Genomic DNA, 22,641 nt, shown 5'->3' on the forward strand with positions numbered 1-22,641 from the left:
GCAGGTCTCCGGAAACACGCTAGGGTCAGAGCCCTTTCCTGCGGAAAGGGATCCGACCCCGAAACGATCATTGATCGGCAGCAACAAATCCACCGGTCTGTCGTGCCCACAACCGTGCGTACAGACCACCGGCCGCAATCAGCTCGGCGTGGCTGCCGGTCTCGACGATGCGTCCCTGGTCCATCACCACCAACCGGTCCATGCGCGCGATGGTCGACAGCCGGTGCGCGATCGCGATCACCGTCTTGCCGCCCATCAGCTCATCCAGGCTGTCCTGGATCGCCGCTTCCACTTCCGAGTCCAGCGCCGAGGTCGCTTCGTCCAGCACCAGGATCGGCGCGTCCTTCAGCAGCACGCGGGCAATGGCGATGCGCTGGCGCTGGCCACCGGACAGCTTCACCCCGCGCTCGCCGACATGCGCGTCGTAGCCACGACGCCCCTGCCCGTCCACCAGCGTATCGATGAAGGCTTCGGCACGCGCCTTGGCTACGGCAGCACGCAGCTGCTCCTCGGTCGCATCGGGGCGGCCGTACAGCAGGTTGTCGCGGATCGAGCGATGCAGCAGCGAGGTGTCCTGGGTGACCACGCCGATCTGCTGGCGCAGGCTTTCCTGGGTGACGCAGGCGATGTCCTGGCCGTCGATCAGGATGCGGCCACTCTCCAGGTCGTACAGGCGCAGCAGCACGTTCACCAGGGTCGACTTGCCGGCACCGGAAGGACCGACCAGGCCGATCTTCTCGCCCGGCTTCACCACCAGGTCGAGGCCGGCGATCACGCCGCCCTTCTTGCCGTAATGGAAGTGGATGTCCTGGAAGTGCACGCCACCGCGGGTCACCTGCAGCGGCACCGCGTCCCCGCGGTCCTGCACGGTCAGCGGCTGGGCGATGGTGGTGATGCCATCCTGCACCGTGCCGATGTCCTCGAAGATGCCGTTGATGGTCCACATGATCCAGCCGGACATGTTGTGGATGCGGATCACCAGACCGGTCGCCAGCGTGATCGCGCCCACGGTGATATGACCGCCATTCCACAGCCACAGCGCGAGCCCACAGGTGCCGGCAATCAGGAAACCGTTGACGATGGCGATGGTCAGGTCCATGCCGGTGGTTATCCGGGTCTGCGCGCGGTGCTTGACCGCCAGTTCCTGGATCGACTCGGCCACGTAGGCCTGTTCGCGCCCGCCATGGGCGAACAGTTTCAGCGTGGGAATGTTGGTGTAGCCATCGACGATCCGGCCCATCGCCTTGGAGCGCGCTTCGGACGCAATCCAGGCCCGTTCCTTCGCGCGCGGCACGAAGTAGACCATGATCACCGCATAGGCCAGCAGCCACAGGACCAGCGGCACCATCAACCGCCAGTCCGCCTGCGCGAACAGGTACAGCGCCGTGCCGGTATAGACCACGATGTACCAGAGCGAGTCGACCATCTGTACCGCCGACTCGCGCAGCGAGGTACCGGTCTGCATCACCCGGTTGGCGACGCTGCCGGCGAAGTCGTTCTGGAAGAAGCTCAGGCTCTGCCGCACCACGTAGTTGTGCATCAGCCAGCGCGAGCGGTTGCTCAGGCCGGGCACGATCGCCTGGTTGACCAGCAGGTTGTGCAGGCCCACCAGGATCGGCCGCGCGATGACCGTGATGAACAGCATCCAGCCCAGTTCATTGGCATGGCGCTTGAAGAAATCGGCACCGGGCTGCTCGGCGACCATGTCGACGATGCGGCCCAGGTAGTCGAACATGGCCACTTCCACCAGCGCCAGCAGCAGGCCGGCAATCAGGGTCGCCAGCAGCACCGGCCAGACCGGGCGCAGGTAGTGCAGGTAGAACGGCAGCACCTTGCGCGGTGGCATGCGCCCATCCACGGGCGGGAAAACCGGGATCAGGGATTCAAACCAACGGAACATCGCATTCCCTCGCCATCAATAGCCGGCGGAGTATCCCACGCCGGATGTGTACGCCGGCCGACGATGCCGTGGCGCCGGTAGTGCCGGCCGCTGGCCGGCAACCTCGCGACGTTTCCAGGGATCATGAGGTTGCCGGCCAGCGGCCGGCGCTACCCTCATTCTTTGACCGGGGTGAACAGCAGGTCCTGGAAATCGAAACTGAAATCGGTCAGGTCGGAAATCGGCTGCATGCGCACCTCGCGCACCTTGCCATCCGGGTCCAGGCTGAAGTTCACGAACGCATCGGCGTTGAGCGAACGGTCGTCCCAGCGCACGATGAAGGTGTCGTGCTGCCAGTGCTCCAGGCGCCCGCTCAGCTGCGCGGTCTTCGCAAAGCGCAGGCGCAGGCCCTTGCCTTCGGCGCTGATCTGCATGTCGCCATACCAGCGGTCACGGAAGCTGCCGGTGTAGCCGGCCAGCGCCAGCGAAGGCCTGCTGCCCTTGTCGCGTGCGCTCTGGTGCTTGGCCCAGGCCTCGTCGGCCTTGTCCTGCCCCTTGGCCACGGCCTTGGCATAGGCATCCACCCAATCGTGCTTTTCTCCGCCCAGGTAAGCGTCAAGCACGCTCAGGGTGATCGCATTGAACGCCGCGCCCACTTCCTGGTTGGTCAGCACCACCACGCCCAGCTTCTCGCCGGGCACCAGGGTCAACCGCGAGACCATGCCCGGCCAGCCACCGGTGTGCCAGACCAGCTTCTGCCCGCGGTAGTCGCTCAGGCTCCAGCCTTCGCCATAGCCGGCGAAGTTGGCCCGCGCCGGTGCCAGCTCCGGCACGCTCGGCGCCGGGATCGACTGCGGGGTGATCATCCGCCACATCTGCTGCTGGCTCTTTTCACTGAACAGCACCGTGCCATCGGCGAGCTTGCCTCCGGCCAGCTGCACCTGCATCCAGCGCGCCATGTCGTGCGCGCTGGAATAGATGCCACCGGCGCCGGCATTGTTCGACCAGGTCAGCGGTGCAACGGTGCGCAGGTCCTTGAAATCGTACTTGGCGTGGCCGACCGCCGCCTTGTCACCTGGCTTCAGGTGGTCGGCGTTGTAGCGCGTGCCGGCCATCCCCACCTTGTCGAAGATGCGCGTCTGCAGGAACTGCTGGTAGCTCATGCCGGACACGCGCTCGATCACCTGTTGGGCGACCGCGTACAGGATGTTGTCGTAGGCATAGCTCTCGCGGAAGCCGCCCTTCAGCGGCACCCTGCCCAGTCGCTCCACCACTTCGGCGTTGCTGTAGGAGGTGGCCGGCCAGAACAGCAGGTCACCGGCGCCCAGGCTCAGCCCGCTGCGATGCGACAGCAGGTCGCGGATCGTCATCTGCCCGGTCACGAACGGATCGGACATGCGGAACGACGGCAGGTGATCGATCACCTTGTCATCCATCTTCAGCTTGCCGTCCTCGGCCAGCAGGTTCAGCGAGGTGGCGGTGAACGCCTTGGTATTGGAAGCGATGGCAAACAGGGTGTCGGCCTGCACCGGTTCCGGCTTGCCCTGCTCGCGCACGCCCCAGCCACGTTCCAGCACCACCTGGCCATCCTTGACTACGGCCACGGCGATGCCGGGCACGTCGAACTGCGTGCGCACGCGCTCGACGGTCGCATCCAGGTCCTGCAGCTGCTGCGGGGTCGCCGCATTGGCCATGGTCGTGCACGCCAGCAGCACGGCTCCTCCGATCCAGGTTTTCATCGAGCACCATCTCCGAACAGGGGTAGCGGCCATGTGCAGGCCGTCACCGGGGTTTCGCAGGATGGTAACGGTCGTCGATGCACCCTGCCCCGTGCCATAGGAGGGGTGTCATGGGCGGGAATGGCCAACCAAGCAACGGCTCCACCATCATTCCGTGCCTGCGCTACCGCGACGCGCTGGCCGCCATCGACTGGCTGCAGCGGGCCTTCGGCTTCCATGCCCAGGCCGTGTATGCCGATGGCGATACGGTTTTCCATGCCCAGCTCACCTTCGGCAGCGGCATGATCATGCTGGGCTCGGCCAGCAACCAGAGTGCGTGGAGCAAACACGCGGCCCTGCCTGACGAGGTCGGCGGCCGCCAGACCCAGAGCGCCTGCGTGATCGTCACCGATGTCGATGCGCACTATGCGCGGGCCAAGGCGGCTGGAGCGCGCATCGTCATCGACATTGCCGACCAGGACTACGGTGGCCGCGGCTACGCCTGTGCCGATCCTGAAGGCTACCTGTGGTGGTTCGGCAGCTACGACCCCTGGCGCGAGGACCACAGCCAGTGACCGCTGCCGGCCAGATGGCGATCCGCTGCGGTATTGGCGGCTGGGTGTTTCCCGAGTGGCGCGGCGGCATGTTCTATCCGGTGGGACTGCCGCAGCGCGAGGAACTGGCCCATGCCAGCCGCGCCCTGCGCTGCATCGAGATCAACGGCACCTTCTACCGCACGCCGACTGCGGCCCAGTGCGCGCAGTGGGCCGCGCAGACGCCGGAAGGCTTCCGTTTCTCGATGAAGGCGCCACGCTACCTGGTGCAGCGCCGCGACCTGGCCAGCACCGTGGAAGCGGCCACGCCATTCCTGCAGGCGGCACTTGCGCTCGGTGACCGGCTCGGCCCGCTGCTGTGGCAGTTCGATCCGCACCATCCGGCCGACGCCGATGCATTGGAAGCGCTGATGGCGCAGCTGCCGAAGCAGCTCGAGGGCGTGCCGTTGCAGCACGCTCTGGAAGTGCGCAACGCCAAGGCACATGGACCGGCTCTGGTCACCGCCGCGCGCCGCCACGGCGTGGCGCTGGTGATCGAGGACAGCGACGAGGCGCTATTGCATGGCGATGTCAGTGCGGGCTTCGTCTACGCGCGGATCAAGCGCAGCCAGGCCCGCTTGAACGAGGGCCTGCCTGCGTCCGTCCAGCAGCGCTGGGCTGAACGCGCACGACGCTGGTCACGCGGCGAGCCGGTGGACGACCTGCCCTGCCTGGCCGGGCCCGCCCCGGAGACCCCGCGCGAGGTCTACCTGCTGTGCATCGGTGCCGGCAAGGCCCGCAACCCGGCCGCAGCGATGGCCCTGCAGCGCCTCATCGACGGCGCCAGCGGTCCAGCCCCCACAGCAGGGTCCAGCCCACCACGAACACGCCCGCAACGCGCAGCACGTTGAGCAGGAAGGCCGCCAGGCCCAGGCGTTGCAGGTCGAGGAATGGATACGGCGCCTGTCCGGTCATTGCAGCGACCAGCATCGCCCAGCCAAGGTAGACCAGCGGTACCAGCAGCACGCCGCCCAGCGCGCGCCAGCGCAGCGCCCCATGCGGCAGCAGCCACCACCACCCCAGCAGGTACAGCACCGGCACAGCGTAGTGCAGGCCGGCATCGACCCACCATTGCAGCCCGGTGGGCTGCCACAGCCCCTGCAACGCCAGCATGTAGATGCACGCGGTCACCCCGATGCACAACGCGATCACCGCGGCGACAGTCGTGTCCAGCACACCCGCACGGATCAGCCTGACGCATCCCAGGCACACCGCCAGGTTGCTGAGAATCGTGAAGTAACCAACGAAGCGCAGTGTCGCCATGCCGACCCCGGCAGCCGCCCCGGGGCCGCCTAGCAGCAACAGGTATTGCAGCAGCAACGCGGTGGCGGCCGCCAGTGCAGTCAGTGCTGCCCATGCACGCAGGGCGGAGCGGTTGGCAGCCATTGCAGGGTTCCCCTGAGGAGTTTCCGCGAGCATGCCACAGGCGTCGCCGGCGACCGTACGATTGCCTCACAATAGGCCGATGAGCACACCCGACACCCGCAAAGCGCTGTGGCAGATCCATTTCTGTGTCCTGCTGTGGGGCATCACGGCCATCCTCGGCAAGCTGATCACCCTGCCCGCACTGCCGCTGGTGTGGTGGCGCATGCTGCTGGTGACGGCGATGCTGGCCCTGCTGCCGCGGGTCTGGCGCGGGTTGCGCACCCTGCCCCTGCGGCTGGTGGCAGGCTACGCCGGCATCGGCGCGCTGGTCGCCCTTCACTGGCTGACGTTCTACGGCGCGGTGAAGCTGGCCAATGCCTCGGTGGCTGCCACCTGCATCGCACTGGCACCGGTGTTCACCTCGATCATCGAGCCGTGGGTGGCCAAGCGGCCGTTCCAGCTGCGTGAGCTGGCGTTCGGCCTGGCGGTGCTGCCGGGTGTTGCGCTGGTGGTCGGTGGCGTGCCCGATGGCATGCGCCTGGGTGTGTTGATCGGCGCGATCTCGGCGCTGCTGGTGGCGGTGTTCGGTTCGCTCAACAAGCGCATGGTCAGCCATGCCGATCCGCTCACGGTCACCGCGCTGGAGCTGGGTGCCGGCACCCTCACCCTGACCCTGCTGGCGCCGCTGATGCCCTATCTGCTGCCGGCGCTGGCCAGCCCGCTGTGGGTGGTCCCGAATCTGCACGACGGGATCCTGCTGCTGGTGCTGGCCGGGTTCTGCACGCTGCTGCCGTTCGCCCTGGCCCTGGTCGCACTGCGCCACCTGAGCGCCTACACGGTGCAGCTGGTGACCAACCTGGAGCCGGTCTATGCGGTGGTACTGGCGGTGGTGCTGCTGCGCGAGCAGCACGAAGTCACCCCGTGGTTCTACCTGGGCGTGGCGATCATCGTCGGCGCGGTGTTCCTGCATCCGCTGCTGAACCGCCGCAAGCCGGTGCAGCATCCGGAAATCCTTGGCACGGCCGAAGCGCGCAACATCGCCGATTGAGTGCATCCACGCATGGCGTGGATGGCCGCATCAACGCTGCGGCCAATGCCAGGCCGGCGCATCCAGCAGGCCCTGCCCGCTCAACAGCGTGCGGCCCTGGTCCTTGTACAGATGCAGCGAATGGCACCCTGGCGCCTGTTCCAACGCCGCGATCAGCCGGCTGGCGTGCGACACCACCCATACCTGGCTGCGCGCACTGGCTGCGATGATGAGCCGCGCCAGCGCCGGCAGCAGGTCCGGGTGCAGGCTGGTCTCCGGTTCGTTGAGCACCATCAACGGCGGTGGGCGTGGTGTGTGCAGCGCCGCCGCCAGCAGCAGGAAGCGCAGCGTGCCGTCGGAGAGCTCGGCCATCGACAATGGCCGCAGCAACCCAGGTTGGTGGAAGCGCAGCGCCAAGCGTCCATCCAGCGCCTCGAAATCGACCGTGGCGCCCGGGAACGCGTCATCGACGCTGCGTGCCAACGCAACCGGGTCCCCGATCTCGAGGATGGTCACCCAGGCCGCCGCCAGGTCCCGGCCATCGTGATGCAGCACCGGCGTGCGCGTGGCCATCGCCGGTTGCCGCGCCGGGGCGTCGCCATCGCTGCGGAAATGGTCATAGAAGCGCCAGCAACGGATGTACTCACGCAGGGTGATCGTTTCGGGCATGCGCTGCGGATCGCCGACCTGGGTGAACAGGCTGTCGAACAGCGACAACCGGTCATCCACCAGATCCCAACCGCGCGCATGGCGCTGCCGCACCATCCCCCCGCGACGATCGACCAGCAGGTTGGCGCTGCGCAGGAACGGCCCGGCCCAGATCGCCTCGGCCTTGATCTGCGGATCCAGCGCAAACGGCGAACGGCTGGGCGGCGGATAGCCGAGATCGATGGCATAGCCCAATTCTTCGGTAGTGAAACCCAGCTTCAGCCCCACCGACACCTGCCGGAGCCCGCCCTGCAGCGGAATCTCGCCGGCCGCAACCCTGCGATCGATGGATTCGGGACCTGCCCACAGCGCCGAACCAAGCCCACCTTCGCGGGCCAGCACCGCCGCGACTCCGCCCTGTGCGGTCTCCGCCAGCAGGCGCAGCGCGCGGTACAGGCTGGACTTGCCACTGCCGTTGTCGCCGGTCACCACATTCAACCGCTGCAGCGGCAGTACCAGCCCATGCAACGAGCGATAGTGGGCGATGGCCAGGGTCTGCAACATGGTCGGCGTCCGGGAAGACAAAGCGTCATGCTGCCCACTCTTGATCGCAGGCGCTGCGACGCGATGTGAATCGGGAAGAGCATCCACGCATGGCGTGGATCTACCGGGCGGGGCACTTCAGCCCGCTACTTCCACCCGGTTGCGGCCATTGCCCTTGGCCCGGTACAGCGCCTTGTCGGCACGTGCCAGCGTGTCGTCCACGCTTTCACCGGGCTGGTGCTGGGCGATGCCGATACTGATCGTGACCGGGACGCCCAGCGGCAGGTCGGCCACGGCCAGGCGCAGGAACTCGCACTGAAGTTCGGCGGTGCGCAGGTCGGTTGCGGGCATCACTGCCACGAACTCCTCGCCGCCGTAGCGCGCCGCCATACCACGGCCGGCGAAGTGCGAACGCAGCAGTGCGCCCAGTTCGGCCAGCACGCGGTCGCCGGTGGCGTGGCCCTGGAAGTCGTTGATGTGCTTGAAATGATCGATGTCCAGCAGCGCGACGCAGGCCTCAGCGGGCTGCTCCCCGGTCATCGCCACGGCCTCGTCCAGCGCCGCTGCCATCGCGCGGCGGTTCGGCAGGCCGGTCAGCGCATCAGTGCGGCTCTGCTCGGCCAGGTCGGCGTTCTGCGCCAGCAGCACGTCGTGGTACTCCGACAGCAGGCGCTCATAATCATCGCGTTCCAGCATGTGGTTCTGGATGTCGAGCGCGAAACGGCGCAACTCCATCACCAGCATCACCTGCCGCGACAGTGCGGCCAGCGCCTCGGCCTTGTCGCTGGCCAGGTGTTGCGGCTGTGCGTCGAACACGCACAGCGTACCCAGCGGCAAGCCGTCGGAGCTGATCAGCGGCGCGCCGGCATAGAAGCGGATGTGCGGATCGCCGACCACCACCGGATTGTCGTGGAAGCGCGCATCCTGCAGCGCATCCTCGACCACCATGATCTGCTGCGGCTGCAGGATGGCATGGCCACACATCGATTCGCTGCGCAGGTTTTCCGCCGCATTGATGCCCTGGATCGACTTGAACCATTGCCGTTCGACATCGATCAGGGTCACCGCCGCCATCGAGGTGCCGCAGACCGCCTTGGCGATCACCACCAGGTCGTCGAAGGATTTTTCTCGCTCCGAATCGAGGATGCGGTAGCGATACAGCGCCTCGAGCCGAAGGGCTTCGTTGGCGGGCTTGTCGGGCTTGATCATGCAACGTCACGTTCCGGCAGGTCACCGCGAAGTCTAGCGGAAGCCGGTGAGCAATCCGCATGGCGGTGGTGCCGGCCGTTGGCCGGCATCCCGGATACATCGCGCGCCCATTGCAGCCGGCCAGCGGCCGGCACTACCAGTCCAGCTGCTTCGGCAGCAGGCCCTGCAGCTCCTGCTCGGTCAGGTTGCGCCACTGGCCCGGCTTCAGCGCACCAATCTTGATGTTGTCGATGCGCACGCGGCGCAGCTGGGTCACGCGATAGCCGAACTCGGCGGCCATCAGGCGGATCTGCCGGTTCAGGCCCTGCTGCAGGGTGATGCGGAAACCGAACTTGGCGATGCGCGAAGTCTTGCATGGCAGCGTCATCTGGTCGTGGATGCGAACACCACGCGCCATGCCGCGCAGGAACTCATCGGTGACCGGCTTGTTCACCGCCACCAGGTATTCCTTCTGGTGGCCGTTCTCGGCCCGCAGGATCTGATTGACGATGTCGCCGTTGCTGGTCATCAGGATCAGGCCTTCGGACTCCTTGTCGAGGCGGCCGATCGGGAAGATGCGCTGTTCATGCCCGACGAAGTCGACGATGTTGCCCTTGACCGACGTCTCGGTCGTGCAGGTGACGCCGACCGGCTTGTTCAGCGCGATGTAGACGTGGCGGCGGGCGCCGGGCTTGCGGGCCACGCGCGCGCGCAGTGGCTGGCCATCCACCAGCACCTGGTCTTCCTCGCCCACCACCGCGCCGGTGCCGGCCGGATGGCCGTTGACGGTGACCCGGCGGGCGGCGATCAGGCGATCGGCCTCGCGGCGGGAGCAGAAGCCGGTGTCGGCGATGTGTTTGTTGAGTCGGGTGGTCATCGCCCTATTATCCGGCATCGCCGCCCGCCGCGCTTCATGCCAGGCCGGGTGGATCGAGTTCTTCGCCGTCGAACACCCGGTTGCGGCCGGCACGCTTGGCCACGTACATGGCATGGTCGGCCCGGCGCAGCAGCGCGGCGAGATCGTCCTCGCCCGGCCGCCACTGCGCCAGGCCGATGCTGGCGGTGACCTCCAGGCCGGGCACCTGCAGCGCCCGGGCCGCCTCCGTGATGTGCCGGCGCAGGCGATCCAGGCGCGCCGACGCCGCCTCGCGGGGCATGCCCGGCATCAGCAACAGGAACTCTTCGCCCCCCATCCGCACTACCTGGTCCTGGCTGCGTACCGCGGCACGCAATGCGCGCGCCACCGCCACCAGCACCTGGTCCCCCACGGCGTGGCCATGGCGGTCATTGATGTCCTTGAACAGATCGATATCGAGGAAGCCGATCACCAGCGGGCCACGCTCGCGGTCAACCCGCTCCAAGTGGCGGGCCAGCTGCTGCAGGCCGGCACGGCGGTTGGGCAGGCCGGTCAGGCCATCAGTCTCGGCCAGCTGGCGCAGTTCATCGCGCTGCTGGCGCAGGCGACCCAGCCGCTGGTTCAGTGCGTAGGCGGCCATCATCAGCAGCCAGGTCACCGCCAGCTGCAGGGCCTCCACGCGGTATTCCAGCAACCACGCCGCGCGGCAGGCGTCGGCCAGGATCAACACCAGCATCGGCGCCAGCGCCGCCAGCCCCGCCTGCGCCCAGCGGTCACCGCGCAGCCGTGCCCACACCCCGGCCATCAACGCCAGGCCACAGCCCAGCAGATAGGACACCTGCAGGCCCTGCGCCACCCAGGCCAGGCTGTCCCATGGCAGCCAAGGCACCAGTGCAGCCAACGCCAGCAATCCCCAAAGCGCCACCAGCTGGAACGGACGCGAACGCGGCAACAGGCGATCACCGCCATTCAGCCGCCACAGCGCCGGCAGCACCAAGGCCTGCGTGGCCGCAGTCAACACCAGCAGCCACCAGGCACCGCGCTCGCCCACCGGCAACCAGGGTTCCGGATAGCCGCTGAGGCCACCGAGGATGGCCTGCCAAAGCACCAGCACGGTGGTACCGGCGATGTAGACCAGGAAACTGCGGTCGCGGGTGGTGAGGAAGGCCATCAGTGCCGACAACGCCAGTGCGATCGCCACGGCGATGCAGGCCGCGCGCACCAGCAGGCGGGCGGTATCGTTCTGCTGCACGGGACTGGGCGCGCCCAGCCGAAGGGTGGGTACCCAACGCGCCTTCAACGGCGTCTGCCACGACACCAGGAATGGATCGTGACTGCCCGCTGGCGGCACCGCCACCAGCCCGATGCCTGCGCGGAAGCGTGAGTCTCGGGTACGGGCATCGTGCATGTTGCCGCAGATCTCGCGATCGCCATACTGCACGCGGACTTCGCCAGCGAACACATTGAACACGTCCAGGGCCTGCGGTTGCCCCGACCAGCCGCCCGGCGGCGCAGGCACCTGCACCTGCTGCCGGTGACCTGCCAGCATGTCCGGCGTGCATGCGCGATGTGGAGTGGGTTCATCGGTGGCTGCGCCGACCAGCAGGTAATCGCTGCCGACTTCGACGGCAGCGGCCCACAGTGGCCACGGCGTGGCCAACCACACCAGCAGCACGACCAGCACCGCCCCTGTTCCGTACTGCCACTGCCTGCCGCCCACGCCACGTCCTGTTCCTGCTTACGCCCGCGCCCACTGCGCGTCGCCCCTGGCAGGCATTATCGCAGCCGCGGCTGCAACGCATGTGTAGACCAAAGTCGCCGACGGCGTTCAACCTGCGGCAGGCGGGCCCTGCACCGCCACCAGGCGCACCGGCCGCAGGTCGGCCAGGGTCATCCGTTCCAGTGGCTGCGGTCGCTCGACCGCATAGCCCTGCAGGCCCTGCACCCCAAGCCGGGTCAGCGCGGCGGCGACTTCGGCGGTCTCTACCCATTCGGCCACCACCTCCATCTGCAGCTCGCGCCCAAGTTCACTGATCGCGCGCACGGTGGCGTGGCTGACCGGATCGGTATCCATGTCGCGCACGAAGGCCCCGTCGATCTTCAGGATGTCGGCCGGCAGCTGGCGCAGGTAGCCGAACGAGGACAGCCCGGAGCCAAAATCGTCCAGCGCCATCCGGCAGCCGCGCGCCTTCACCGCATCGATGAACGCGCGCGCCTGGCTGAGGTTGCTGATCGCTGCGGTCTCGGTGATCTCGAAGCACAGCTTGGAGGCCAGCGCGCGATTGCGCTCCAGCAGGTCGCAGACGAAGGCGAGGAAGCCGGGTTCGGCGATCGACTGCGCCGACACGTTGACGTTGCACAGTCCCAGCTGCCGCACATGCGCCGGGCACACCTGCAGATGCCGGAACAGCAGGCCGAGCACGTGCCGGTCCAGCGCCACGGCCATGCCATAGCGCTCCACCGCCGGCATGAACTGGCCCGGCAGGTGCAGGCTGCCATCGCTGCCGCGCATGCGTACCAGCACCTCGTAGTGCAGGTAGGTGGGATCGCCGACGCGGGCGATGCGCTGCGCATACAGCACCATGCGGTTCTCGGCCATGGCCAGGCTGACGCCCTGCAGCCGCTCGGCTTCCCGGCGCCGTTCCTCCAACGCCATGCGGTTCTCGTTGAAGCAGTGCACGCGGTTGCGCCCGGCCTGCTTGGCCGCATAGCAGGCACTGTCGGCGGCGCTCATCAACCAGTTCACATCCGGTGCATCGGCGCTGACCTCGACCACGCCGATGCTGCAGCTCAACTGCGGGCTGCCCTCGCTCACCGGGAACGTCGCCTGCCCCAGATTGCGGATCACCCGCTGCAGCACGCGCTTGGCCTCGTCCTGCCCGGCATGGGCGAGGAACACCGCGAACTCGTCCGCACCCAGCCGGCCCACCCAGTCACCATCGCGCACCGCCGCCACCAGGTAATCGGCGAAGCTGCGCAGCATCTGGTCGCCGGCGGCATGGCCGAAGCTGTCATTGACCAGCTTGAAATGGTCCAGGTTGATGTAGCACAGCGCGTGCGTACCACCTTCGCTGCGCACCTGCAGCAGCGCGCGTTCGAGCAGGCGTTCGATCTCGCGCCGGTTGATCAGGCCGGTCAGCGGGTCATGGCTGGCGTGGTGCTCGATCTCGCGCGCCAGTGCATGGTTCTGGCTGACGTCTTCGATGATCGCGAACACCGACAGGGCGCCGCCGGCGCTGCGCACACCGGTGCCGCTCCAGCGGCCCCAGACCAGGCTGCCATCACGACGGCGGAAGCGCAGCTCGCTCGGGCGCAGCTGGCGGTCCCAATCGATGCGCCCCACCCCGTCAATGACCAGCTCGCCGTCCATCAGCAGGTCAGCCAGCGACAGCTGCAGCAGCACGTCGCGGCGATGATCGAGGATGTCGGCCATCGCCTGGTTGGCCTCGATCACCTTGCCTTCGGTATCGAGCTTGAGCATGCCGACGTTGGCCTGGTAGAACGCTGCGCGGAAGCGGCTCTCGTGTTCGGTCAGGTCCTTGCCGACGCGGCGCGCCAGGGCCACCGCCATCAGGCTGATCGCCAGCACCGACAGGCCCGCGACCATCAACGTGGCCAGCCTCACCAGCGTCGCCATCCGCAGCAGCGCCTGTGAGAACGCCTGGCTCTGCACCTTCATCCGCTGGTCCAGGTCGCGCAGCTGCTGCAGGTAGTGGTCACGCATGGCTGCCACTACGGGGCCACCCTCGTGCCGCCGCTGCAACTCATCGACCAGGCGCTGCAGCGCCATCAGGTCCCCGTCGGTCTGCCGCCATAACGCGGTCGCTTCGCGGAAGGCACCGATATCCCGCGCGTAGCGGAACGAAAACACCAGGCGCGGAATGTCGGCGTGCGCGTTGCCCCCCTGCAGGAAGCCCTGCCGGGCCTTCTCTTCGTCAGGCTCCGCCTGTTCCAGCGCCAACCGCGCCTGCAGATCGCCCAACGGCACCTGCAGGGCCTGGCGTGCATCGTCCAGGTCCTGGGCATCACCGCGCGCCAGGTAGCGACTGAGCGCGGCGGTCGCATCCTGCTGACCGCGCGACCAGTATCCCTGGCCGGCGATCCAGGCGGTGGAGGCCGCCTGCAGTTCCTGGATCAACGCCGACAGTGCGACCAGTCCGATCGCCATGCCGGTCAACAACGCAAAACGCAGTCCCAGCCCCCGGGTCATCGGCACCCGCCGGCTCTGTTGGTCCGTGCCACTCCTACCCATCCCGGATCCCCCCGAATGTGCTGCGGTGACAACCTCCTTTGGAACCGGGCCAGCCTATGACCGGCAATGTGTTGACCATGCGAAAAAGGGGACGGAGGGGATTAAGTCGTTTTCGGCATAAGCGCATGGCCTGCCAAATACGACTTAATCCCCTCCGTCCCCTTTTCCTGTGCGCCAGGCCGGGGGCTGGCGTTGTTCTTGACGGCTGCGGGTGCGGCTTAGAAGCTGCGCGGGCCGCGCGGCTTGAAGCCGTCACGACGTGGCGGGCGGCTGTCGCGGTCACCGCCGCGGTCGCCCCCATGGCCACCCGGACCACCACGACGCGGGCCACCCGGGCCGCCCGGACCACGCTTGTCGAAGCGCGGCTTGAACGGACGCGGGGCCGGATTGATCTCTTCACCGGCCGCCAGCGGACGCATCTGCAACTGCTGGCCGGACACCCACACCTTCTGCAGGTGCGACAGCACGTCCGGCGGCATCTGTGCCGGCAGGTCCAGCAGCGAGAAGTCGTCGTGGATGTCGATGCGGCCGATGAAGCGGCTTTCCAGGCCGGCTTCGTTGGCGATGGCGCCGACGATGTTGGCCGGCTTCACGCCGTGCTGGTGGCCCACCGAAATGCGGTAGGTCTCCATGCCCTGCTCCGGCGCACCACGCGGCGGAACCTCGCGGCGCGGACGCGGCTCGAAACCACCTTCGGCGTCGTCGCGACGCGGGCCACGCTCGAAGCGCGGCCCCCGCTCGTTGCGGTCGAAGCGATCGCCACGCTCCGGGCGGTCGCCACGGTCGAAGCGCTCGCGCGGCGCGCGCTCTTCACGCGGGGCACGCACCGGCGGCTGCAGCAGGAACGGGGTATCGCCCTGCAGCATCCTGGCCAGCGCGGCGGCGATCTCGATGGCCGGCACGTTCTGCTCGTTCTCGAAGCGCTCCAGCAGCTGGCGGTAGAAGTCCAGGCCGCCGGCGCCGAGCGTTTCGCTGATGCGCGAGGTGAACTTGTTGATGCGGGTGTCGTTGACCGCTTCCACGCTCGGCAGCTGCATCTCTTCGATCGGCTGGCGGGTGGCACGCTCGATCTGGCGCAGCATGCCCTTCTCGCGCGGGGTGGCGAACAGGATCGCCTCGCCGCTGCGGCCGGCACGGCCGGTACGGCCGATGCGATGCACGTAGCTCTCGGTGTCGTACGGGATGTCGTAGTTCAGCACGTGGCTGATGCGCTCCACGTCCAGGCCGCGGGCGGCCACGTCGGTGGCGACCAGGATGTCCAGCTTGCCTTCCTTCAGCATGGCAATGGTCCGCTCGCGCTGGGCCTGCTGCATGTCACCGTTGATGGCGGCAGCGGCCAGGCCACGCGCCTGCAGCTTGCTGGCCAGTTCTTCGGTGCCGGCCTTGGTGCGCGCGAAGATGATCATCGCGTCGAAAGGCTCGACTTCCAGGATGCGGGTCAGCGCGTCCAGCTTATGCATGCCGCTCACCCACCAGTAGCGCTGGCGGATGTTGGCCGAGGTGGTGGTCTTGGCCGCGATGGTCACTTCCACCGGGTTCTGCAGGTAGGTCTGCGCGATGCGACGGATCTGCGGCGGCATGGTGGCCGAGAACAGCGCCACCTGGCGCTGCTCCGGCAGCTTCTTCAGCACCGCTTCGACATCGTCGATGAAGCCCATGCGCAGCATTTCATCGGCTTCGTCCAGCACCAGGGTCTTCAGCTCGGACAGGTCCAGGGTGCTGCGGTCCAGGTGATCGATCACGCGGCCGGGGGTACCGACCACGATATGCACGCCACGGCGCAGCGCCGACAGCTGCTGGCCGTAGGGCTGGCCGCCGTACACCGGCAGCACGCGGAAGCCCGGGATCTTCGACGAATAGGACTGGAACGCCTCGGCAACCTGGATGGCCAGTTCGCGGGTCGGCGCCAGGATCAGGGCCTGGGGCTTGATCTGCTGCAGGTCGATGTTGGACAGTACCGGCAGTGCGAACGCAGCGGTCTTGCCGGTACCAGTCTGGGCCTGGCCCAGCACGTCGCGGCCTTCCAGCATCGCCGGGATGGTAGCGGCCTGGATCGGCGACGGGGTTTCGTAGCCGATGGCGGTGACCGCCTGCATCACGGGCTCGGACAGGCCGAGCTGCGCGAACTGCAGCGGCGCTTGGGAATCTTGGGACATGGGGAACTCCGAAGGCACTGCCGTCTTCCTGGCAGTGCGATAAAAAGGGTGATGGTCCGCGCTTTGGGCGCCCTTCTTATCGCGTGCCCTGGCGCTGCTCGGTCGGAGGAGATTTCACTCGCTCAGAGCGGAATGATACCGCATTGATCCTGAACGAGGCGTACAGCTTTCCATGCGCGTGCCGTCATGCCCCGTGCTAGCGCACAATACGCGCCCTTCTTTCCGGCCCGGCCGCTGGCCTGCGCCCTCTTTCCAGGACCCCTCGCTCCATGCAGATTCTCGAATTCGACCTCGACGGCGACTACGTCGAACTCAAGCAGCTGTTGAAGCTGGCCGACCTGGTCACCAGCGGCGGCGAGGCCAAGATGGTCATCAGCGAGGGCCAGGTGCGGGTCGACGGTGAGGTCGAACTGCGCAAGGCCTGCAAGATCCGCGCAGGCCAGGTGGTCGAGTTCGCCGACAGCCAGATCCGCGTGCTGGCCGCTGGCTGATCCGAGGGTGTTCAGGCCACGCGCTGGGTCAGGTGCGAGGCGATCAGCTGCCTGAACGGCGCCACGCCCTGCGCCAGGCGCAGGCCCGCGGCCCGCAGCAGGCGTGCCGGGCGACGATCGTCGGTGTACAGGCTGGCGATCGCGTTGGTGGCCTCGTACAGCGGCCGCGACGCCAACCGATGACCGCGTTGGTAGCTGGCCAGCATGCCGGCGGCGGCAATGTCGGCACCGCGCCGCTGCTGCGCGACGATGCCCTGTGCCAGCCGCTGTGCGCTGGCCAGTCCCAGATTGAAGCCGTGCGCGGTGACCGGGTGCATGCCCACCGCGGCATCGCCGATCAGCGCGGAACGCTCGCCGACGAAACGGTGCGCGTACACACCTACCAGCGGATACGCCTGCGGCGTGGCCACCGGCTGCATGCGGCCCAGCCGATGCTCAAAGCAGGCACTGATGGCATCGCCGAAGGCCACCTCGTCCATCGCCAGCAGTTCTTCGATCTGCCGCGGCGGCAGCGTGATCACCGCCGATGCCTGGCCCTCGTTGAGCGGCAGCAGCGCCATGGTGCGGCCGTAGCCGAACCACTCCCAGGCCGTGTGGTGATGGTCGCGCTCGACCTGCATGCGGCATACCAGCATCGACTTGCCGAAGTCGCGCATCTGCGCACCGATGCCGAGCATGCGGCGGGTGGCGGAGAAGCGGCTGTCAGCCGCGACCAGCAGTCGCGCGTGCAGTTGACTGCCGTCATCGAGTCTGACCACGTGGCCCTGCGCATCGGCCTGCACGCCCAGCACCTTGCGCCCATCGAACAGCTCCAGCGCATCCTGGCCCTGCACGGCATCCCAGGCGGCGCGGCGGATCAGGTGGTTGGGCACCAGCCAGCCCAGCGGCTGGCCATCAACCTGGCTGCTGGCGAAGGTCAACGCGAACGGCGAGCCGCCGTTCATCACCCTGGCATCGCGCAGCTCGGCGACTTCGGCCTGCGGCAGGCGCTGCCACAGCCCCAGTTGCTCCATGCTCTGCCGCGAGGCATGGGTCAGCGCGATCTCGCGGCCATCGAAGGCGGCTTCGGCCAGGGCCTGGCGCGGCTGCACTTCGACCAGCCCGACCTGCAGGCCACTGCCGGCCAGCGCACGCGCGAAGCACAGTCCCGCCGGTCCGGCGCCGACCACCACCACGTCCATCCTGCGCATGCGCGCCTCCTGCCGTTGATTCAGTCCGGGCCAGCATAGCGCCGCGCGCATGACTGGCCTTGATCTGGATCAGGCCCGGCTACAGCAGTGCGAACACCAGCGCCAGGATCGACAGCAGCGATACGAGCCAGACCAGGCTGCGCACGTAGGGCACGCCTGCGGCATACAGCGGCAGGTAGACCACACGCGCCCAGACGTAGGCCTGCGCAGCCAGCGCCGTGGTGTCGTTGCTGCGCCCGGCCACGACCACCGCGATGGCGGCAGCGGCGAAGAACGGGAACGTTTCCAGGAAGTTGGCCTGCGCACGCTGCAGGCGACCGGCCAGCGCGCTGAGCGGCTTTGCATCGCCATCGCGTGCCGAGGCATTCCACTTCATCCCGCGCTCGCGGGTGACCACGGTGGAGGTGGCGAAGATGTAGACAAAGCCCAGCAGCACCGACCAGGCCAGCATTGTCAGCTCAGTTGCCATCGTTCATCTCCTCAGGGTGCCGACGCGCGCAGGCTGTAACCGGCCAGGCGCCAGACCTGGTCTTCGTCGAAGCGGAACGAGACCAGCTCGCGCACCGGCTGCGCGCTGTTGGCGAAACGGGTCGGGAAGCTGACGTTGATGTACAGCCCTTCCGGCACTGCGGCGCCGGGGCTGTACTTGACCCGGGTGATGGTCGGCTGGCCACGCCCGGCCAGCGCACCCAGGCGCGTGCGCTCGGCGGCCAACTGGCTGACGAAGGTGGCTTTCGGCACCGCACGGCGCGCGACGGCCGAAGCGCCATCCCACAATTCGCCGGCGCGGTTGGCATCGACCAGCTGCGCCGCCTTCAACGCAGCCGCGCCCATTTCCGCGTCCTGCTTCTGCACCTGGGCCTGCTGCGCAGCGGTCAACGCAGGGGCACCGGCAGTGGCGGGCTTCGCAGCCGCCGGCGATGCCGGGGCCGGGCGTGCCGGAGCTGGTGCAGGCGTGGCCGGCGCAGGTGCCTGCGCCAACGCAGTCAGGGGCAGCAGGGACAGCAGCAGGAGCACGCGCTTCATGGACACCGCCGGTTTTCTGGAGAGAACCGCAGTCTACGCCAGCGCGGTGACTATGCTGTCAGCGTGCCGGGGCGTCGCCCTCCACCGCTGCCGCATCAGCCTGCGCGGCGGGCGCGGCGGCGTTCCCTGGCGCCTGTTCGGCCACCGGCGGGGGCTCCGGCGGCGCTGGTGGCAGCGTCGCCACATCGATCTCCGACAGCGGGCTTTCGTCGGGACAGACCGCGTCCGGGAAGCCGAAGCGCTGCTTCAACGCCTGGCCACAACTGTTGATCGACTCCATGTCGGCGCCTTCGCGCTTGCACTGCTGGTCGAAGGCGACCAGGAAGGCGTCCTTGCGCTGCACGAAATCGTCGCCGCAGGCACGCATCTGCTTGATCCGTTCCAGATCGTCCTGCACCGCATTGGTGCCATCCAGGCCGTACTGGCGCAGTTCGTCCGGGGTCAGCAGGCGCAGGCTGCGGTTGGGCACGGTCATCATCAGATCGGCCACACCGACCGCCACGCCGTTGCGCTGCAGGTAGTCCTTCACGTTGTCGTAGACCTCGTGCAGCTCGCGGTTGAGCTCGGCGCGCGAGGTGGCCTTGGAGCTGATGCGCATCATGCGGTGGATGCCGACCTTGCCCGACAGCAGGCGGTTGTCGCCGGCGGCCAGCACGAACACGCAGGCGCTGTGGCAGATCGAGCCTTCGCGCACCCAGATGGTCCAGCCCGATTCACCGATGCTGTCACCGGCGACGATCGCCGACTCCACCTGCCCGCCACTGGAATCCAGGTCAAGGATGCGCTTGTGGATCTTCTGCTGGTCGGCCACCACCGCCAGACGCCACATCATCTCGGCGAAGCCCGGATTGATCTTGCCGGCGTAGCGCACACGCATCAGGCCACGCTCGGCGCACGGGGCCAGGGCCTGGGTGATCTGCTCGCGCTGCAGGCCTTCCAGCTCGACACCGTCGCCAGCTTCGCCGGCGTACTCGGTGCTGCAACTGATCCAGGCGCGTCCATTCTCCAGCTGCGCCTGCGGCCACGGCCGGTCCTCCCGGCTGCGCGGCGGTGCCGGCGGCGGCGGTGCGTCAGCCGCATTGATCGACACCATGTTCTCGCCATCGCTGGACGGCGCCCGCGCGGCCTTGTCGGCGGCAGTCACATTGCCCGGATTCTCCAGCTGGCTGCAGCCCGCCAGGGCCAGGCACAACAGGGGCAACCAGCGGAGTTTGGCGGACATCGGGCAACCGGTCTTCACGTGAGCAAGAGCCACAGTCTACCCGTCCAGGCCGCGCATTCAGTGCGTGGTGATGAACCCCTTCTGACCCTTGGGGAAAAAGCGTGTCGACCAAGGTCGACACCTACCAGAGCGGGATGCCCTTCCGACAGATCGCAGGAACCTGTCGAAGGCGGGGTGGGTCCGGTTGCGGGAGTGTCCGCGGCATGGATGCCGCGGCCAAGCCCCCAAGGACGGGTTTACGGCGTCTCCCGCAACCGGGCCCACCCCGCCTCCCCACAGAAAACCAGCTTCTGCCGTTGCCGTTGCCGTTGCCGGCCAGCGGCCGGCACTACCGCGGGTGCCGGGCGCAGCCCAGCCTGCCCCCCTTCAGCATCCATGTCCGAATGTGGCGAGTATCGCCGCCCGCGCGGGCCTAGACTGGCGCCATGGACACCGCCCTCGCCCTCGACACCGCCGCCTGCGACCGCGCCCGCCTGGCCCGCGACGCACGCTTCGACGGCGTGTTCTTCACCGCCGTGCGCAGCACCGGCATCTACTGCCGCCCGGTGTGCCCGGCACCGCCGCCGAAGCCGCGCAACATCACCTACTTCCCCACCGCCGCGGCCGCCGCGGCCGCCGGGTACCGCCCCTGCCTGCGCTGCCGCCCGGAATTGGCACCGCAGGCCCAGCAGGCCCTGGCCGGACAGACCGTGCAGCGCGCACTGGCGCTGATCCACGGCGGCTTCCTGCAGGAGCAGCCGGTGGCCGATCTTGCAACGAAGCTCGGCCTCAGCGCGCGCCAACTGCAGCGCCTGTTCGTCGAACATCTCGGCGCAACGCCCGGGCAGATCCACGCAACCCATCGCCTGTTGCTGGCCAAACAGTTGCTGACCGAAACCACGCTGGCGGTGACCGACGTCGCGCTGGCTGCCGGCTACAACAGCCTGCGCCGCTTCAACACCGCGTTCCTGCAGGGCTGTGGGATGGCGCCGACCGCCCTGCGTCGCCAGCATCAACCGTTGGCTGCAGATGATGGCGGCCTGGTGCTGCGCCTGGGCTACCGTCCACCACTGGACTTCCCACGCATGCTGGCCTTCCTGCGCAAACGCAGCCTGCCCGGCATCGAACTGATCGGTGAAGACAGCTACCAGCGCGTATTGGGCGCGCCGGAGCGCCCCACCCTGCTGCGCGTCACCGCCGATTCGAAGCGCCCGGAACTTCGCCTGCAATTGGGCGCGGTGGATCCGCGCTTGATCCCTGACATCGTGCGCCGCGTGCGTCGCGTGTTCGATCTGGATGCCGACCTGCAGCAGGTGCATGCCGCGCTCGGCGAGGAACCTCTGCTGGCGCGCGGGATCGCCGAGCGCCCCGGGCTGCGCGTGCCCGGCGGCTGGGATGGCTTCGAGGTGGGCGTACGCGCGGTGCTCGGGCAGCAGGTCAGCGTGGCCGCGGCCACCACCTTCGCGCGGCGCCTGGTCGGCGCCTATGGCGCGCACCTGCCGGGCATGCCATCCGACTTCGATCGCCAGTTTCCAGCGCCCGAGGTACTGGCCGAGGCACCATTGGAGTCAATCGGCCTGCCGCGCAGCCGCGCCGCCACCGTGCGCGCCCTGGCCGCCGCCTGCGCCAGCGGCCGGCTCGACTTCGGGCCCGGCCAGGCCTTGGAGGAATTCGTTGCGCGCTGCGTTGCACTGCCCGGCATCGGCCCCTGGACCGCGCAGTACATCGCCCTGCGTGGCCTCGGCCAGCCCGATGCCTTCCCGGCCGGCGATCTTGTACTGCAGCAGGTGCTCGGCCACGCGCAGGGCCAGCGCCTGAACGAACGCGCGACCGAAGCGCGCTCGCAACCCTGGCGCCCGTGGCGCGCCTACGCGGTGCTGCACCTGTGGCACCTGTCCGGTACGTTCGTTGGAGAACCGACATGACCCTGTTGTTCGATCGTTTCGACAGCCCGATCGGCGTATTGACCATCGCCGGTGACGAGCGTGGTCTTGCGCACGTGCTGTTTCCGGAGAACCGTCACCCCGCACGCGGGCGCGACGGCTGGCATTACGCACCGGATGCACTGCCGGAGGCACGCGAACAGCTGCTGCAGTTCCTGCACGGTGAACGCAGCCGGTTCGACCTGCAGCTGGCACCACGCGGCACGCCGTTCCAGCTGCGCGTGTGGCAGGCGCTGGCGTTGATTCCGTTCGGCCAGACCTGGAGCTATCTGCAGTTGGCGCAGCACCTGGGCCAACCCAGCGCGACCCGCGCGGTGGGCGCGGCCAATGGCCGCAATCCATTGCCGATCATCCTGCCCTGCCACCGCGTGATCGGCAGCAACGGTGCACTGACCGGCTTCGGTGGCGGCTTGGAAACCAAGGCCGCGCTGCTGCGGCTGGAACAGCGCCAGGCCCCGCTGTTCGCCTGAGAGGGCCGGCCGGGCTGCGCCCGGCACCCGCAGAGGCAACGGCAAGGTCAAGAGCCAATACAGCTCCGATTTTCTACGCGTTGGGTGGGGCGGTA

At 68.1% G+C, this 22,641-nt stretch carries 19 protein-coding genes; 6 read left to right on the forward strand and 13 right to left on the reverse strand.

What is annotated here, in order from left to right; genetic code table 11:
- Nucleotides 1–67: 67 nt before the first annotated feature.
- Together smrA and ACM0PB_RS08990 are read right to left on the reverse strand one after the other, a co-directional pair.
- A complete protein-coding gene (smrA, locus tag ACM0PB_RS08985) occupies nucleotides 68–1,900 on the reverse strand; it encodes a multidrug efflux ABC transporter SmrA (protein WP_065177448.1) in 1,833 nt (610 codons plus the stop codon).
- Nucleotides 1,901–2,055: 155 nt separating this feature from the next.
- Nucleotides 2,056–3,618 (reverse strand): serine hydrolase, encoded by a 1,563-nt coding sequence (locus ACM0PB_RS08990; RefSeq protein WP_065177449.1) that lies wholly within the window; start codon nucleotides 3,616–3,618, stop codon nucleotides 2,056–2,058.
- Between the two features lie 110 nt (nucleotides 3,619–3,728).
- On the opposite strand from ACM0PB_RS08990, the gene ACM0PB_RS08995 reads away from it, so the two are divergent.
- Nucleotides 3,729–4,172 carry a VOC family protein gene (locus ACM0PB_RS08995; protein WP_065177450.1) on the forward strand — a complete coding sequence of 148 codons (444 nt, stop codon included), beginning with the start codon at nucleotides 3,729–3,731 and terminating at the stop codon, nucleotides 4,170–4,172.
- Complete coding sequence (locus ACM0PB_RS09000; protein ID WP_065177451.1) at nucleotides 4,169–5,041, forward strand: DUF72 domain-containing protein; 873 nt, start codon at nucleotides 4,169–4,171, stop codon at nucleotides 5,039–5,041. The genes ACM0PB_RS08995 and ACM0PB_RS09000 overlap by 4 nt, the downstream gene beginning before the upstream one ends.
- Here ACM0PB_RS09000 and ACM0PB_RS09005 read toward each other — a convergent pair.
- Nucleotides 4,962–5,576 carry a Pr6Pr family membrane protein gene (locus ACM0PB_RS09005; RefSeq protein WP_414604701.1) on the reverse strand — a complete coding sequence of 205 codons (615 nt, stop codon included), beginning with the start codon at nucleotides 5,574–5,576 and terminating at the stop codon, nucleotides 4,962–4,964. The genes ACM0PB_RS09000 and ACM0PB_RS09005 overlap by 80 nt on opposite strands.
- 79 nt (nucleotides 5,577–5,655) lie before the next feature.
- On the opposite strand from ACM0PB_RS09005, the gene ACM0PB_RS09010 reads away from it, so the two are divergent.
- Nucleotides 5,656–6,603 (forward strand): DMT family transporter, encoded by a 948-nt coding sequence (locus ACM0PB_RS09010; protein ID WP_061479504.1) that lies wholly within the window; start codon nucleotides 5,656–5,658, stop codon nucleotides 6,601–6,603.
- A 30-nt stretch (nucleotides 6,604–6,633) separates the two neighbouring features.
- On the opposite strand, the gene ACM0PB_RS09015 is transcribed toward ACM0PB_RS09010, so the two are convergent.
- From ACM0PB_RS09015 to ACM0PB_RS09040, 6 genes are all read right to left on the reverse strand, one after another.
- Nucleotides 6,634–7,794, reverse strand: coding sequence for an AAA family ATPase (locus tag ACM0PB_RS09015; protein ID WP_139726921.1), 1,161 nt, complete (start codon nucleotides 7,792–7,794; stop codon nucleotides 6,634–6,636).
- Nucleotides 7,795–7,911: 117 nt separating this feature from the next.
- Nucleotides 7,912–8,982, reverse strand: coding sequence for a GGDEF domain-containing protein (locus tag ACM0PB_RS09020; protein WP_065186382.1), 1,071 nt, complete (start codon nucleotides 8,980–8,982; stop codon nucleotides 7,912–7,914).
- Between the two features lie 133 nt (nucleotides 8,983–9,115).
- Nucleotides 9,116–9,838, reverse strand: a complete 723-nt coding sequence (locus ACM0PB_RS09025) for a pseudouridine synthase (protein WP_005408708.1) — start codon at nucleotides 9,836–9,838, stop codon at nucleotides 9,116–9,118.
- Between the two features lie 34 nt (nucleotides 9,839–9,872).
- Nucleotides 9,873–11,537 carry a sensor domain-containing diguanylate cyclase gene (locus ACM0PB_RS09030; protein WP_065186383.1) on the reverse strand — a complete coding sequence of 555 codons (1,665 nt, stop codon included), beginning with the start codon at nucleotides 11,535–11,537 and terminating at the stop codon, nucleotides 9,873–9,875.
- 108 nt (nucleotides 11,538–11,645) lie between these two features.
- A complete protein-coding gene (locus ACM0PB_RS09035; protein ID WP_065186384.1) occupies nucleotides 11,646–14,069 on the reverse strand; it encodes a putative bifunctional diguanylate cyclase/phosphodiesterase in 2,424 nt (807 codons plus the stop codon).
- A gap of 218 nt (nucleotides 14,070–14,287) precedes the next feature.
- Entirely contained in the window at nucleotides 14,288–16,225 is a 1,938-nt protein-coding gene (locus ACM0PB_RS09040; protein ID WP_065186385.1) for a DEAD/DEAH box helicase, read from the reverse strand.
- A gap of 269 nt (nucleotides 16,226–16,494) precedes the next feature.
- Here ACM0PB_RS09040 and ACM0PB_RS09045 point away from each other — a divergent pair, with 269 nt between their 5' ends.
- A complete protein-coding gene (locus ACM0PB_RS09045) occupies nucleotides 16,495–16,716 on the forward strand; it encodes an RNA-binding S4 domain-containing protein (protein ID WP_014036469.1) in 222 nt (73 codons plus the stop codon).
- A gap of 11 nt (nucleotides 16,717–16,727) precedes the next feature.
- On the opposite strand, the gene ubiM is transcribed toward ACM0PB_RS09045, so the two are convergent.
- The 4 genes from ubiM to ACM0PB_RS09065 form a co-directional block, all read right to left on the reverse strand.
- Nucleotides 16,728–17,906, reverse strand: a complete 1,179-nt coding sequence (gene ubiM / locus ACM0PB_RS09050) for a 5-demethoxyubiquinol-8 5-hydroxylase UbiM (RefSeq protein WP_065177458.1) — start codon at nucleotides 17,904–17,906, stop codon at nucleotides 16,728–16,730.
- 79 nt (nucleotides 17,907–17,985) lie between these two features.
- Complete coding sequence (locus ACM0PB_RS09055; protein WP_095379034.1) at nucleotides 17,986–18,375, reverse strand: MAPEG family protein; 390 nt, start codon at nucleotides 18,373–18,375, stop codon at nucleotides 17,986–17,988.
- 11 nt (nucleotides 18,376–18,386) lie between these two features.
- Complete coding sequence (locus ACM0PB_RS09060; protein WP_005415810.1) at nucleotides 18,387–18,932, reverse strand: DUF4019 domain-containing protein; 546 nt, start codon at nucleotides 18,930–18,932, stop codon at nucleotides 18,387–18,389.
- A gap of 58 nt (nucleotides 18,933–18,990) precedes the next feature.
- The gene (locus tag ACM0PB_RS09065; protein WP_065177460.1) at nucleotides 18,991–20,154 is read right to left on the reverse strand and encodes a COG3904 family protein; all 1,164 of its coding nucleotides are present in this window, start codon (nucleotides 20,152–20,154) and stop codon (nucleotides 18,991–18,993) included.
- A 425-nt stretch (nucleotides 20,155–20,579) separates the two neighbouring features.
- Here ACM0PB_RS09065 and ACM0PB_RS09070 point away from each other — a divergent pair, with 425 nt between their 5' ends.
- The gene (locus ACM0PB_RS09070) at nucleotides 20,580–22,058 is read left to right on the forward strand and encodes an AlkA N-terminal domain-containing protein (RefSeq protein ID WP_414604925.1); all 1,479 of its coding nucleotides are present in this window, start codon (nucleotides 20,580–20,582) and stop codon (nucleotides 22,056–22,058) included.
- Nucleotides 22,055–22,546: a methylated-DNA--[protein]-cysteine S-methyltransferase gene (locus tag ACM0PB_RS09075; RefSeq protein WP_005415806.1), complete on the forward strand. Its 492-nt coding sequence runs from the start codon at nucleotides 22,055–22,057 to the stop codon at nucleotides 22,544–22,546. The genes ACM0PB_RS09070 and ACM0PB_RS09075 overlap by 4 nt, the downstream gene beginning before the upstream one ends.
- The last annotated feature ends 95 nt before the right edge of the window (nucleotides 22,547–22,641 follow it).

The sequence above is a fragment of the Stenotrophomonas sp. AR029 genome (genome assembly GCF_047520695.2).
GTDB classification, from domain to species: Bacteria; Pseudomonadota; Gammaproteobacteria; order Xanthomonadales; family Xanthomonadaceae; genus Stenotrophomonas; species Stenotrophomonas sepilia.